The following is a 12,909-nucleotide window of genomic DNA, read 5'->3' on the forward strand; positions in this document are numbered from 1 at the left end:
GGCGCGCGGCGCGCGGATCGCGTCATTCGGCGGGTTGGAAGCCGGTGATCAGCTGGCGCAGCCCGAGCGCGGCCCCGGCGATGATCGCGAGGAATGTGACCGGCGCCGAGAAGCTGAGCACCGAAAAGGCCGAAAGCCCCTGACCGACGGTGCAGCCCAGGGCCAGCACCGCGCCCGCGCCCATGATCGCCGCGCCGGTCATCTGGCGGCGCAGCTCGCGCGGGTCTTCGCAGGCTTCCCAGCGGAAATGCCCCTTCATCAGCGAGCCGATGAAGGCGCCGGTGGCGACGCCCGCGACCGAGCCCACAGCGAAGGAGGGCGCGCGCGCCGAGGCGGTCATGAAATAGAGCAGCGTTTCCCCGACCGGGGCCGAGAAGCTGTGCGAAACGACCGGCATGGCGGTGAAGCCGGTGGTCGCGACCCAATAGCTGCCCGCCCAGCCCGAGGTGATCGCAAGCCCCACGACGCAGGCCCAGAAGATCGACTGGGGCGCCGTCAACAATTCGCGCGAGGCCAGCGCGCCCAGCGTGATCAGCGCGCCGATCGTGATGCCCAGCGGCGCGATGCCCAGCCCGCTTTGCGCCGAGAGGAAATGCACGATTCCGGGTGGCATGCCGGTCACGTCCTCTTGCATGAAGGCCCAGTTGCGCAGGTAAGCCAGCGGCCCGTAAAGCATGACATAGGCCGACACGCCCATCACCAGCACGATCACGAAGGCGCGGAAATCCCCGCCCCCCAGCCGGGCGATGCAGCCATAGCCGCAATTGCCCGCCAGCGCCATGCCGTAGCCGAACATCAGCCCGCCCAGGACCGAGGCCAGCGGCATCCAGCGGATCGACAGGTAATAGGAGCGTTCAAGCGCCATCATGCCCGCGGCGCTGAGAGCGAAGGTGCTCATGACCGCGACGCCGATCGCCAGGATCCACATCCGCATCCTGAGAGAGGAGCCGCCATAAAGCATGTCCTCGATCGCGCCCATGGTGCAGAATCGCCCGAGCCGCGCTGCGAGGCCCAGGAATATGCCCGATGCCAGCCCGATCAGGGCCACCAGGCCGTTATCGCCCAGAAGTTCAGGCATTTCCGCGATCCTCCCGCCTGGGTAGCCGCGCCTCAGGCGCGGGCTGCCTCGGTCTCCTCGACGCAGAATAGCTCATAGACGAGTTCAAGTACACGGCGCGGACGATTGTCGGCGAGCCGGTAATAGATCGTCTTGCCCTCGCGGCGCGGCACCACCAGCCCTTCGAGCCGCAGGCGCGACAATTGCTGGGACACCGCCGCCTGTCGCACCGAGAGCAGTTCTTCGAGTTCGGTCACGGATTTCTCGCCCGATACCAGGTGACACAGAATCATGAGCCGCCCCTCGTGGCTGATCGCCTTGAGGAAGTTCGAGGCGTTGGTGGCGTTCTCGACCATCTGGTCCATTTCGGCTTCGCTGAGCGAAGAGTCAAAAACAGGAAGTGCCATCGTTCAGGTTTCCGTCCCCATCGGCCATTGCTCCCGGTTCGCATCGGGTTCTTGTTGGCGCAGTGTTTAGTTCGTTTTCGCGGGCTGTGCAAAATCCGTGTGTTCGGTGAGAAGCTTTTCGAGCAGGCCCCAGAAGAAATCCTCGCCGGGATAGCCCTCGATCCGGGCGAGTTCGCGATCCTCGTCAACCAATATGAATGTCGGCGTGAACAGCACCGGGCGCGCGAAATCGACACCCTCGGGCGGGGACTGCGAGATCGAGATCATGCGCAGCGGCGCATAGGCGCCGACCTCGGTCTTGGGATAGACCGGGCCGATTTCGTCCTTCCACTGAATGCAATAGTGGCAGCCCGCTTGTTCGACCATGATGAGTTCAACCGCATGCGCGGCCGGGGCAATGGCGATCCAGAGCGGGGCAAAGAAGCCGACGAGAAGACGAGAGATCATCAGATAACCAATTGACGTTGGGTGTTCATACAACCTAATTTGAATATGTCATTTTCACAAGGAGCTTCGCGAATGCTCGATATTTCCTATGCGGGCGCGGCTCTTGCGGGATTGTTGTCGTTTTTCACGCCATGCATCCTGCCGATGGTTCCCTTCTATCTTTGCTACATGGCGGGTCTGTCGATGAACGAGCTGCGCAGCGATGGCGCGATCGCGCCGGGGGCGCAGAAGCGTCTGGTGATCTCGGCGGTGTTCTTTGCGCTGGGCGTCACCACGATCTTCGTGCTGCTGGGCATGGGGGCGACGGCGCTGGGGCAGGCCTTTGCCCAGTGGCGCCAGCCGCTGAGCTATGTGGCGGCGGCGATCCTGTTCGTGTTCGGGCTGCATTTCCTTGGGGTGCTGCGCATTCCGCTGCTGTATCGCGAAGCGCGTGTCGAAAGCACGGCCGAGCCGACCACGGTGCTGGGCGCCTATGTGATGGGGCTGGCCTTCGGGTTCGGCTGGACGCCCTGCGTCGGCCCGGCGCTGGCGGCGATCCTGATGGTCGCAAGCGGCATGGGCAGCGTGAGCGAAGGGGCGTTGCTGCTGATGGTCTACGGGCTGGCGATGACCGCGCCGTTCATCGTGGCGGCGCTGTTCGCGCGCCCGTTCCTGAGCTGGATGCAGAGCAAACGCAAATACATGGCCCATGTGGAAAAGGCCATGGGCGTGATGCTGATCCTTTTCGCGGTGCTGATCGCCACCAATGCGGTGAATGTCATCGCCAATATGATGATCGAGTGGTTCCCGAGTTTCCAGTCGCTGGGCTAGGGCCGTTCAATTCGAGGGAGGAAAGACATGAGACAGTTTATAGCGGCGTTCCTGCTGGGGCTGGCGGCGATGAGCATGCCGGGGCTGGCCGCCAATATCGGCGATGACGGGCTGCACAAGGCGCCCTGGATGCGCGAGACGTTCCTTGATCTGCGAGAGGACCTGGCCGAGGCCAATGCCGAGGGCAAGCGCCTGGCGCTGATGATCGAGCAGCGCGGCTGCATCTATTGCAAGATGATGCATGAAGAAGTGTATCCGCAGCCGGACATCGCGCAGTATGTTTCCGAGAATTTCTTCGTGGTGCAGATCAACCTGCATGGCGACCGCGAGGTCACCGATCTGGACGGGGAATCGATGCCCGAAAAGGACATGCTGCGCAAATGGGGGATTCTGTTCACGCCGACGGCGATCTTCCTGCCCGAGGCGGCGGAGGAGGGGGTTTCCGCCAAGGATGCGGCGGTCGCCATCATGCCAGGCGCGTTCAAGGAGGGCACGACGCTGGATATGTATACCTGGGTCAACGAGAAGCGTTACGCGTTGGAAAACGGGGAGGATTTCCAGAGATACCACGCCCGCCGCATTCAGGAACGCCAGAGCAAACAGGACTGAAGAGAAGCCATGCGACCGGCGCGGGCCGCCAAGAAATTCACGAACGTGAATTTGTTGTTGCGTCGCCCGTAGCTGGTGGCCTACTGTATACCGAGCTATCGAAACTCAGAACATGGTAGCCATGGGAGGAAACATGAAGCTTTCAACGACAATTCTGGCGGCGGCGCTGGTTGCGGCCGGCTCGGCATACGCTGAATCGGCGGCACCGGGCGACGTGCAGTTCGACGATTACGGCGCGGTCAGCGAATCGCTGACCGGCCAGCCGGGCGATCCGGACAAGGGTGCGCTGGTGATGAAGACCAAATCGGCCGGCAATTGCATTTCATGCCACCAGATCGATGCGCTTTCCGATGCGGCCTTCCATGGCAATATCGGACCGTCCCTGAACGGGGTGGGCGACCGCTGGAACGAGGCGGAGATCCGCGGCATCGTCGCCAATGCCAAGCACACCTATCCCGGCACGATGATGCCAGCCTATTACAAGGTCGACGGGTTCACCCGGCCGGGTAATGCATTCACCGGAAAGGCGCCTGAAGGCGCGCTGGATCCCCTGTTGAGTGCAGAGCAAATCGAAGATGTGGTCGCTTTTCTGATGACCCAGAAGGAACAGTGACCGGGTCACGTTTATCAAGGAGATGAAGATGGATTTCACAAGACGCGAAACCCTGGTCATTGGTGCCGCCACCGCTGCGGTGGTGACGCTGCCGATGCCCGCCATGGCCTCGGCCGTGGATGACGCGATCGCCGAGTTCACCGGCGGTGCCGACGTGAGCGATGGCGGCGTCGATCTGGAGGCACCTGAGATCGCCGAGAACGGCAATACCGTGCCGATCGAAGTGGGTGCCGAAGGCGCGAGCGCGATCATGGTGCTTGCCGCAGGCAACCCGACACCGGGTGTGGCGACGTTCAACTTCGGCCCGCTGGCCGGGGCGCAGAGCGCAAAGACCCGTATCCGCCTGGCCGGCACGCAGGACGTGATCGCCGTCGCCAAGATGGCCGACGGCAGCTTTGCCAAGGCGCAGAAGAACGTCAAGGTAACCATCGGCGGCTGCGGCGGCTGAGCGAGAAGGAGTAGAGAACTATGGCAGAAGGTGTACGCCCCCGCGTGAAGGCGCCCAAGTCGGCCGATGCCGGCGAGGTTGTGGTCATCAAGACCCTGATCAGCCACAAGATGGAATCCGGTCAGCGCAAGGACAGTGACGGCAACGTCATCCCGCGCTCGATCATCAACCGCTTCACCTGCGAGTTCAACGGCGAGAGCGTCGTGGACGTCAAGATGGAGCCTGCGATCTCGACCAATCCGTATTTCGAGTTCGAGGCCACGGTGCCCGAAGCCGGTGACTTCCAGTTCACCTGGTATGATGATGACGGGTCGGTTTACGAAGACACGAAATCGGTCTCGGTTGGCTGATCGAATATAATTATAATGGTGCCCTGCCGGACCTCCGAGGGGGAATGGCAGGGCCGCCAAAGGGAGGAACGCATGAAATTCAATGCAATGACAGCCGTGGCAGCCCTGATGCTGGCAATGCCGGGCGCGGTCGCAGCGGACCCGGACGATGACAATCTGGTCATCAACGGCGAGCTGGAGATGACCACCAAGGCGCCACTGCCCGCGCATATGGAAGAGGCCAACATGGACCAGATCATGTCCGGTTGGCATTTCCGCTCGGACGAGACCCAGGCGCTGGAGATGGACGATTTCGACAATCCCGGCATGATCTTCGTCGATGCGGGCATCGACCAGTGGAACGCGGTCGAAGGCTCTGAGGGCAATTCCTGCGCGACCTGCCACGAGGATCCGTCCAGCATGAAAGGTGTGCGCGCCGTCTATCCCAAGTGGGACGAGGAGGCTGGCGAGGTGCAGACCGTCGCCATGCAGATCAACGATTGCCGCGAAAACAACATGGGTGCCGAGCCTTATGGCTACACCAGCGGAGAGATGGCGAACATGGAAGCCCTGATCGCGCTGCAGTCGCGCGGCATGCCGGTGGATGTGGCGATCGACGGTCCCGCCCAGGAAATGTGGGAAAAGGGCAAGGAAATCTATTACACCCGTTACGGTCAGCTGGAACTGAGCTGCGCCAATTGTCACGAGGACAATTACGGCAACATGATCCGCGCCGACCACCTGAGCCAGGGGCAGATCAACGGTTTCCCGACCTACCGCCTGAAAAACGCCAAGCTGAACACGGCGCATGGCCGCTTCAAGGGCTGCATCCGCGATACCCGCGCGCATACCTTCGATCCGGGCAGCGACGAGTTCGTGGCGCTGGAGCTTTACGTCGCCAGCCGTGGCAATGGCTTGTCGGTCGAAGGCCCCTCGGTGCGTAACTGATACGATCCCGGCCGGGGCGGCGAAAACCGCCCCGGCCGCCCCGCTGCCTGCATGACATCGAAACCCGAGGCCGCGTGGCCTCAGAACCGGCTCCTGCGCCAAGGGCGCGGAGCGGCAGAACTCTAACCACTCGGAGCCAGACATGATCTCTCGTCGCGATTTTCTTCAGGTCAGCATGGCGGCCTCGGCGCTTTACGGTGCATCGGGCTTTGGCAACTGGGCGAAGCTGGCCGCGCAGCAGGCGCTGACCCAGGATCAGTTGCTGGAATTCGAAACCTTCGGCAATGTCAGCCTGATCCATATCACCGACATTCACGCGCAGATGAAGCCGATCTATTTCCGCGAGCCGGAGATCAATATCGGCGTCGGCGCCAACAAGGGCGAGGTGCCCCATGTCACCGGCGCGGATTTCCGCAAGCTCTATGGCATCGAGGATGGCAGCCCCAGCCACTACGCGCTGACCTATAACGATTTCTCGGCGCTGGCGAAGGAATATGGCCGGGTCGGCGGGCTGGACCGCGTGGCCACCGTGGTCAAGGCGATCCGTGCGGCGCGCCCGGATGCGCTGCTGCTGGATGGCGGCGACACATGGCATGGTTCCTATACCTGTCATCACACCGAGGGCCAGGACATGGTCAACGTGATGAATGCCCTCAAGCCCGACGCGATGACCTTTCACTGGGAATTCACCCTGGGTCAGGACCGGATGCGCGAGCTGGTCGAAGGGCTGCCGTTCGATGCGATGGGGCAGAACATTTTCGATGCCGAGTGGGATGAGCCCGCAGCGGAGTTCAAGCCCTATGAATTCTATGAGCGCGGCGGCGTGAAGATCGCCGTGATCGGCCAGGCCTTCCCCTATATGCCGATCGCCAACCCCGGCTGGATGTTCCCCGATTACAGCTTCGGCATTCGCGATTCGCACATGCAGAAGATGGTCGACGAAGTGCGCGCGAAGGGCGCGGAACTGGTGGTCTGTCTGAGTCATAACGGCTTTGACGTGGACAAGAAGATGGCCGGCATCGTCAAGGGAATCGACGTGATCCTGACCGGTCACACCCATGATGCGCTGCCCGAACCGGTGCTGGTGGGCGAGACGATCCTGATCGCCAGCGGATCGAACGGCAAGTTCGTGAGCCGTGTCGATCTTGATGTGCGCGACGGGCAGATGATGGGGTTCCGCCACAAGCTGATCCCGATCTTCAGCGACGTGATCGAATCAGACGCGGATGTCGCGGCGCTGATCGAAGAGCAGCGCGCGCCCTTTGCCAGCGAACTGAGCGAGGTGATCGGCCAGACCGACAGCCTGCTTTACCGTCGCGGCAATTTCAACGGATCGTGGGATGACCTGATCTGCGACGCGCTGTTGAGCGAACGCGATGCCGAAATCGCCATGAGCCCCGGCGTGCGCTGGGGGCCGAGCCTGATCCCCGGCGACGACATCACCCGCGAGGATATCTGGAACGTCACCTCGATGAGCTATGGCGAAGCCTATCGCAGCGAGATGACGGGCGAATTCATCAAGGTGATTCTGGAGGACGTGGCCGACAACATCTTCAACCCTGATCCCTATTATCAGCAGGGTGGCGACATGGTGCGGATTGGCGGCATGGCCTATGCGATCGACATCTCCAAGCCCCAGGGCGAGCGGATCAGCGACATGACATTGCTGAGCACCGGCGAGGCGATCGACCCGTCGCGCAACTATGCCGTGGCCGGTTGGGCCAGCGTCAACGAGGGCACCGAAGGGCCGCAGATCTGGGACGTGGTGGAAAACCATATCCGCAAGCAGGGAACCGTTTCCCTTGAACCGAACACGAGTGTGAAGGTCAGCGGCCTCTGAACAGGGCCGCCACCTGACTGACAGGAGATTTCATCTTCATCTATCCGACAAATGCATATAGATGAATATGATGTTGTAAGAGGAGGCTTTGGACAGATGACAGCCGATAACGAAAAGAAGGGTGCATCGCGCCGCGCGTTCCTGAAGGGCGCGGTGGCGGCGGGCGGGGCCGTGGCCGGCGCCGGGATGGCGCGCGCCGCCGAGCCCGATCCGCTGATCACCGAGGTTCAGGAATGGGCCAGCGGCCTGGGCGAGGGCGTGGACGCCACGCCCTATGGCATGCCGATCCAGTATGAAAGCGACGTGATCCGGCGCAACGTGGAATGGCTGACCGCGGATACGATCAGTTCGATCAACTTCACGCCGATCCACGCGCTTGACGGCACGATCACCCCGCAGGGCTGCGCCTTCGAGCGCCACCATTCGGGCGCGATCGAGCTGAAGAAGGAAGATTACCGGCTGATGATCAACGGGCTTGTCGACAAGCCGATGATCTTCACCTACGCCGATCTTGAACGTTTCCCGCGCGAGAACCACGTCTATTTCTGCGAATGCGCCGCCAATACCGGCATGGAATGGGCGGGCGCGCAGCTCAATGGCGCGCAGTTTACCCATGGCATGATCCACAACATGGAATATTCCGGCGTTTCGCTACGCACGCTTCTGACCGAGGCGGGCATGGAGACCACGGGCGACCTGTCGGACAAGTGGGTTTATGTCGAAGGCGCGGATGCGTCCTCGAACGGGCGTTCGATCCCGATGGACAAGGCGCTGGACGACGTTCTGGTCGCCTTCAAGGCCAATGGCGAGGCGCTGCGCAAGGAACATGGCTATCCCGTGCGCCTGGTCGTGCCGGGCTGGGAAGGCAACATGTGGGTCAAGTGGCTGCGCCGCATCGAGGTGATGGACGGCCCCGTGGAAAGCCGCGAGGAAACCAGCAAATACACCGACACGCTGGAAGACGGCACCAGCCGCAAATGGACCTGGGTGATGGATGCCAAATCGGTCGTCACCAGCCCCAGCCCGCAATCGCCGATCACGCATGGCCCCGGCCCATTGGTCATTACCGGGCTTGCATGGTCTGGCCAGGGCAAGATCACCCGTGTCGATGTCTCCACCGATGGCGGCATGAACTGGCAGCAGGCGCGACTGGCCATGGAAGGCCAGACCAAGGCGCTGACGCGGTTCTACCTGGAAATCGACTGGGACGGCAGCGAGATGCTGCTTCAGTCGCGCGCGCATGACGAGACGGGCTATGTCCAGCCCACCAAGGACGCGCTGCGCGAGGTCCGTGGCGAGAACTCGATCTACCACAACAACTGCATCCAGACCTGGTGGGTCAAGGAGAATGGGGAGGCAGAGAATGTCGAAGTCTCTTAAGCTTTACACTGCTCTGGGGGTCGCTTCGGCGGCGCTGATGACCGGGGCCTATAATTTCGCCGACCGCAGTATCGCACCGATGCCGCTGGATGCGCCGCGCCTGTCGGCGGAGTCGGTATCGCCCGACATGATGTTCATCGCCGCAGCCCGCGCGCAGGAGGCGGCCGACGCCAAGCGCATCGGACTCGGGCGCGAAGCGCTGCCCGAGGAGATCGCGGCCTGGGACGTGGATGTGCGCCCTGACGGTTCGGGCCTGCCCGAAGGTTCGGGGTCGGTCATGGATGGCGAGGAGCTGTTCGTCGATTACTGCGCCGTGTGCCACGGCGATTTCGCCGAGGGTGTGGACAACTGGCCCTCGCTGGCCGGGGGTGACGACACCCTGGCCGACGAAGACCCGGTGAAGACGGTTGGTTCCTATTGGCCCTACCTGTCGACTGCCTGGGATTACGTGCATCGCTCGATGCCGTTCGGGGCGGCGCAGACGCTGAGCGCGGACGAGACCTATGCGATCGTGGCTTATATCCTTTATTCCAACTACCTGGTGGATGATGATTTCGTCCTGACCAAGGATAATTTCCTTGAGGTCGAGATGCCCAATGCCGACGGGTTCATCGTGGATGACCGCCCCGAAACGGAATATGGGCGCTTCAGCGAAGAACCCTGCATGGAGAACTGCAAGGACAGTGTCGAGATCACCATGCACGCCACCATTCTGGATGTGACACCCGATGAACAGGCCGAGGCAGACGCCGCCGAAGCGATGGAAGAGGCGAACGCCGACACCAGTGCCGACGAGCAGATCGAGGCGATGACCGAGACCGAGGAGCCCGCGGCCGAAAGCGAAGCCGCGGCTGAACCCGAGGCCGCCGAGCCTGCCGCACTTGATATGGCATTGGTCGAAAAGGGTGAGGGCGTCTTCAGGCAGTGCAAGGCCTGTCACCAGGTCGGCGAGGGTGCCACGAACCGCGTCGGGCCGCAGCTGAACGGTATTGTCGGGCATCCCATGGGCGCCATCGACGGTTTCCGCTATTCCAAGACGCTTGAAGGCATGGGCGAAGAGGGCATGGTCTGGTCCGAAGAGAACCTGGCTGCATTCCTCGAGGATCCGCGCGGCTATGTCAAAGGCACCAAGATGTCCTTCAACGGTCTGCGCAAGGACGAGGACATTGACGCGGTGATCGAATATCTGAAGTCCTTCTCGCAATAGCGGGAAGGTGAACGGGGCCGGCCATGTGCCGGCCCTGTTGTCTTTGCCCTCGAGGGGCAGGCTGGCGTACACTGGTGATGAACCTTTGGGAGGAGGGCACCATGATTACACGCCGAACATTGCTGAGCACGCTGGCGGCAAGTGCTGTCACCGCGCCCTGTGCCTTTGCCGCCGAACTGGGCGATGACGGGCTGCACAAGCAGCCCTGGTTCATGGACAGTTTCCTGGAATTGCCCGACGATCTGGCAGATGCCGCCGAGCGGGACCGTCATCTCATGGTGCTGGTCGAGCAGAAGGGTTGCCCCTATTGCCGCGAGATGCACGAGGTCAATTTCGCCCGCACCGAGATCACCGATTACATCCGGCAGCATTTCGATGTGGTGCAGCTGGACCTCTGGGGTGCGCGCGAGGTGGTCGATTTCGACGGCGAGGCGCTGGAGGAGTGCGCGCTGGCGCAGAAATGGGGCGTGAACTACACGCCCACGACGATCCTGTTCGCCGCCGCCCATGCCGGGGCCGGGGATGCGCGCGCCGCCGAGACGTTCCGCCTGCCGGGATATCTCAAGCCGTTCCACTATCTGTCGTCGCTGGAATATGTCGAGTCGGGCGAATATCGGAAGCAGCCGTTCCAGCGCTACCTGCAGGACAAGTTCGCCGAGTTGGAGGAGAAGGGTATTGATCCGGATGTATGGTAGGATCGCGGCCGCTTTGGCCGTTGTGATGATAAGCAGCGCGCCGGTCGGGGCCGAGGCGATCGGCGATCCCGAAGAAGGCGAGGAGCTGTTCGGCATGTGTTCGGGCTGTCACGAGGTCGGAAAAGGTGCCGAGAATGGCATTGGCCCGCATCTCAACGGGATTTTCGGGCGCAAGGCGGCCTCGGTCGCCGAAGGCTACCGCTATTCCGAGGGCTTGCGGCGGGCCGGGGCAGATGGGCTGGTGTGGCATCTGGACAAGCTCGATGCCTATATCGAGAACCCCAAGGCGCTGGTCAGCGCAACGCGGATGAGCTTTGACGGATTGGAGGACCCCCAGGAGCGCGCCGATATCCTGGCCTATCTGCGCCGGTTTTCGGACAACCCGCAGAACATCCCCGAGGCCGATCCGACGGCGCGCCCGAGAGAGGTGGAACTTGCCCCCGAGGTGCTGGCGCTGGTGGGGGATGCGGAATACGGTGAATATCTTTCGAGCGAATGCAAGACCTGCCACCAGGAGGACGGCAATGACGAGGGTATCCCGTCGATCACGAACTGGCCCGAGGAGGACTTCGTTGTCGCCATGCACGCCTATAAGCGCAAGTTGCGCCCGCACCCGGTGATGCAGATGATGGCCGGGCGGCTGTCGGCTGAAGAGATCGCCGCGCTGGCGGCATATTTTGAAAGTATCGACTAGACCGGGCTGACCGGTCGTAAACTGGGAGGAGATTCTAATGACCTTGAACAGACGAGCCTTTATCGGCACTGGCGCTGCGGCGGCGGCGATGCTGTCGGCACCCATGCTGGGTGCGCAGGGCAAGCCGCGTGTGGTGGTCGTGGGCGGTGGCGCAGGCGGCGCCACGGCGGCGCGCTACCTTGCGAAGGACAGCGATGGCGCGATCGATGTGACGCTGGTGGAGCCCACACGCGCTTATTACACCTGTTTCTTCTCGAATCTCTATATCGGGGGGGTCCGCGAGCTGAGCTCGATCGGGCACAGCTATGGCACGCTGGCCAGCGACTATGGCGTCAATGTCGTGCATGACTGGGCCGTGGGCATTGACCGCGACGCCAGGACCGTGACGCTGGCGGGGGGCGCGGTGCTGCCCTATGACCGGCTGATCCTGAGCCCCGGCATCGACTTTGTCGATGATGCCGTGCCGGGCTGGAGCGTCGCGGCGCAGAACAAGATGCCCCATGCCTACAAGGCCGGAAGCCAGAGCGAACTGCTGAAGGCGCAGATCGAGGCGATGCCGGAGGGCGGGCTTTATGCCATGGTCGCCCCGCCCAACCCGTTTCGCTGCCCGCCGGGACCGTATGAGCGGATCAGCATGGTCGCGCACCTGCTGAAGGAGATCAATCCGAGTGCCAAGATCCTGATCGCCGACCCCAAGGAGAAATTCTCGAAGCAGGCGCTGTTCGAGGAGGGCTGGCAGAAGCATTACAGCGGCATGATCGAGCGCATCGGTCCGGATTTCGGCGGCGGCAATGTCAGCGTCAATCCCGACGAGATGACGCTGGATATCGACGGCGTTGTGGAAAAGGTCGATGTCTGCAATGTGATCCCGGCGCAGAAGGCCGGGCGCATCTGCGACATGGCCGGTATCACCGAGGGCAACTGGGCACCCGTTGTGCCCGCGACGATGCAATCGCGCATGGACGAGAACATCCATGTCCTGGGCGACGCGACCAGCCAGGGTGACATGCCCAAATCCGGTTACTCGGCCAACAGCCAGGCCAAGGTCGCGGCCATGGCGGTGCGCGGGGCGCTGCTTGGGTCCAAGGTGTTCCCGGCGAAGTTCTCGAACACCTGCTGGAGCCTCATCGACACCGATGACGGGGTCAAGGTCGGCGCCTCTTACGAGGCGACCGAGGAGAAAATCTCGAAGGTGGACGGCTTCATCAGTCAGACCGGAGAGGACGCGGCCCTGCGCAAGGCGACCTATGAGGAAAGCCTTGGCTGGTATGCGGGGATCACCGAGGACATGTTCGGCTGATCGCCGAGCGGCATTCGCGAGCGACACCAAGCCCCCGGCAGCGATGCCGGGGGCTTTTGCATGGCGCCGCGCAATGCGCCATCCGCCGTCGCGGCACGCAAAACAATGGCGCTTCCCCTTGCAGC

15 protein-coding genes are annotated in these 12,909 nt (G+C 62.5%); 12 read left to right on the top strand and 3 right to left on the bottom strand.

The annotated features are described in order from the left end of the window. Positions 1–22 precede the first annotated feature (22 nt). The 3 genes from N5A93_RS11370 to N5A93_RS11380 form a co-directional block, all read right to left on the bottom strand. Positions 23–1,078: a YeeE/YedE family protein gene (locus N5A93_RS11370; protein WP_268955211.1), complete on the bottom strand. Its 1,056-nt coding sequence runs from the start codon at positions 1,076–1,078 to the stop codon at positions 23–25. 32 nt (positions 1,079–1,110) lie between these two features. After that, positions 1,111–1,464, bottom strand: a complete 354-nt coding sequence (locus N5A93_RS11375) for an ArsR/SmtB family transcription factor (protein ID WP_268955212.1) — start codon at positions 1,462–1,464, stop codon at positions 1,111–1,113. Between the two features lie 66 nt (positions 1,465–1,530). Further along, entirely contained in the window at positions 1,531–1,911 is a 381-nt protein-coding gene (locus N5A93_RS11380; protein WP_268955213.1) for a thioredoxin family protein, read from the bottom strand. Positions 1,912–1,983: 72 nt separating this feature from the next. On the opposite strand from N5A93_RS11380, the gene N5A93_RS11385 reads away from it, so the two are divergent. The 12 genes from N5A93_RS11385 (at position 1,984) to N5A93_RS11440 (ending at position 12,784) form a co-directional block, all read left to right on the top strand. Then, on the top strand, positions 1,984–2,721 hold the full coding sequence (locus tag N5A93_RS11385; protein ID WP_268955214.1) for a cytochrome c biogenesis CcdA family protein: 738 nt from the start codon (positions 1,984–1,986) through the stop codon (positions 2,719–2,721). A 27-nt stretch (positions 2,722–2,748) separates the two neighbouring features. Beyond that, complete coding sequence (locus tag N5A93_RS11390; protein WP_268955215.1) at positions 2,749–3,330, top strand: thioredoxin family protein; 582 nt, start codon at positions 2,749–2,751, stop codon at positions 3,328–3,330. A 133-nt stretch (positions 3,331–3,463) separates the two neighbouring features. Beyond that, positions 3,464–3,943 (top strand): sulfur oxidation c-type cytochrome SoxX, encoded by a 480-nt coding sequence (soxX, locus tag N5A93_RS11395; RefSeq protein WP_268955216.1) that lies wholly within the window; start codon positions 3,464–3,466, stop codon positions 3,941–3,943. Between the two features lie 28 nt (positions 3,944–3,971). Beyond that, a complete protein-coding gene (gene soxY / locus N5A93_RS11400) occupies positions 3,972–4,391 on the top strand; it encodes a thiosulfate oxidation carrier protein SoxY (RefSeq protein ID WP_268955217.1) in 420 nt (139 codons plus the stop codon). Between the two features lie 20 nt (positions 4,392–4,411). Then, positions 4,412–4,741, top strand: coding sequence for a thiosulfate oxidation carrier complex protein SoxZ (gene soxZ / locus N5A93_RS11405; RefSeq protein WP_268955218.1), 330 nt, complete (start codon positions 4,412–4,414; stop codon positions 4,739–4,741). Positions 4,742–4,813: 72 nt separating this feature from the next. Continuing rightward, entirely contained in the window at positions 4,814–5,668 is an 855-nt protein-coding gene (gene soxA / locus N5A93_RS11410; protein ID WP_268955219.1) for a sulfur oxidation c-type cytochrome SoxA, read from the top strand. Positions 5,669–5,810: 142 nt separating this feature from the next. Then, positions 5,811–7,508: a thiosulfohydrolase SoxB gene (gene soxB, locus N5A93_RS11415; RefSeq protein WP_268955220.1), complete on the top strand. Its 1,698-nt coding sequence runs from the start codon at positions 5,811–5,813 to the stop codon at positions 7,506–7,508. A 96-nt stretch (positions 7,509–7,604) separates the two neighbouring features. Then, positions 7,605–8,888: a sulfite dehydrogenase gene (gene soxC / locus N5A93_RS11420; RefSeq protein ID WP_268955222.1), complete on the top strand. Its 1,284-nt coding sequence runs from the start codon at positions 7,605–7,607 to the stop codon at positions 8,886–8,888. Continuing rightward, the gene (locus tag N5A93_RS11425; RefSeq protein ID WP_268955224.1) at positions 8,872–10,095 is read left to right on the top strand and encodes a c-type cytochrome; all 1,224 of its coding nucleotides are present in this window, start codon (positions 8,872–8,874) and stop codon (positions 10,093–10,095) included. The genes soxC and N5A93_RS11425 overlap by 17 nt, the downstream gene beginning before the upstream one ends. A gap of 101 nt (positions 10,096–10,196) precedes the next feature. Then, the gene (locus N5A93_RS11430; RefSeq protein ID WP_268955225.1) at positions 10,197–10,790 is read left to right on the top strand and encodes a thioredoxin family protein; all 594 of its coding nucleotides are present in this window, start codon (positions 10,197–10,199) and stop codon (positions 10,788–10,790) included. A 25-nt stretch (positions 10,791–10,815) separates the two neighbouring features. Beyond that, complete coding sequence (locus N5A93_RS11435) at positions 10,816–11,484, top strand: c-type cytochrome (RefSeq protein ID WP_268955226.1); 669 nt, start codon at positions 10,816–10,818, stop codon at positions 11,482–11,484. A 37-nt stretch (positions 11,485–11,521) separates the two neighbouring features. Continuing rightward, complete coding sequence (locus N5A93_RS11440; protein ID WP_268955227.1) at positions 11,522–12,784, top strand: NAD(P)/FAD-dependent oxidoreductase; 1,263 nt, start codon at positions 11,522–11,524, stop codon at positions 12,782–12,784. Positions 12,785–12,909: the final 125 nt, after the last annotated feature.

Source organism: Roseovarius salincola (assembly GCF_026891095.1).
GTDB lineage: Bacteria > Pseudomonadota > Alphaproteobacteria > Rhodobacterales > Rhodobacteraceae > Roseovarius > Roseovarius salincola.

Excerpts from the sequence above, each read along its gene's own strand:
- N5A93_RS11370 (WP_268955211.1), bottom strand. The coding sequence starts at position 1,078 with ATGCCTGAACTTCTGGGCGATAACGGCCTGGTGGCCCTGATCGGGCTG.
- N5A93_RS11375 (WP_268955212.1), bottom strand. The coding sequence starts at position 1,464 with ATGGCACTTCCTGTTTTTGACTCTTCGCTCAGCGAAGCCGAAATGGAC.
- N5A93_RS11380 (WP_268955213.1), bottom strand. The coding sequence starts at position 1,911 with ATGATCTCTCGTCTTCTCGTCGGCTTCTTTGCCCCGCTCTGGATCGCC.
- N5A93_RS11385 (WP_268955214.1), top strand. The coding sequence starts at position 1,984 with ATGCTCGATATTTCCTATGCGGGCGCGGCTCTTGCGGGATTGTTGTCG.
- N5A93_RS11390 (WP_268955215.1), top strand. The coding sequence starts at position 2,749 with ATGAGACAGTTTATAGCGGCGTTCCTGCTGGGGCTGGCGGCGATGAGC.
- soxX (WP_268955216.1), top strand. The coding sequence starts at position 3,464 with ATGAAGCTTTCAACGACAATTCTGGCGGCGGCGCTGGTTGCGGCCGGC.
- soxY (WP_268955217.1), top strand. The coding sequence starts at position 3,972 with ATGGATTTCACAAGACGCGAAACCCTGGTCATTGGTGCCGCCACCGCT.
- soxZ (WP_268955218.1), top strand. The coding sequence starts at position 4,412 with ATGGCAGAAGGTGTACGCCCCCGCGTGAAGGCGCCCAAGTCGGCCGAT.
- soxA (WP_268955219.1), top strand. The coding sequence starts at position 4,814 with ATGAAATTCAATGCAATGACAGCCGTGGCAGCCCTGATGCTGGCAATG.
- soxB (WP_268955220.1), top strand. The coding sequence starts at position 5,811 with ATGATCTCTCGTCGCGATTTTCTTCAGGTCAGCATGGCGGCCTCGGCG.
- soxC (WP_268955222.1), top strand. The coding sequence starts at position 7,605 with ATGACAGCCGATAACGAAAAGAAGGGTGCATCGCGCCGCGCGTTCCTG.
- N5A93_RS11425 (WP_268955224.1), top strand. The coding sequence starts at position 8,872 with ATGTCGAAGTCTCTTAAGCTTTACACTGCTCTGGGGGTCGCTTCGGCG.
- N5A93_RS11430 (WP_268955225.1), top strand. The coding sequence starts at position 10,197 with ATGATTACACGCCGAACATTGCTGAGCACGCTGGCGGCAAGTGCTGTC.
- N5A93_RS11435 (WP_268955226.1), top strand. The coding sequence starts at position 10,816 with ATGATAAGCAGCGCGCCGGTCGGGGCCGAGGCGATCGGCGATCCCGAA.
- N5A93_RS11440 (WP_268955227.1), top strand. The coding sequence starts at position 11,522 with ATGACCTTGAACAGACGAGCCTTTATCGGCACTGGCGCTGCGGCGGCG.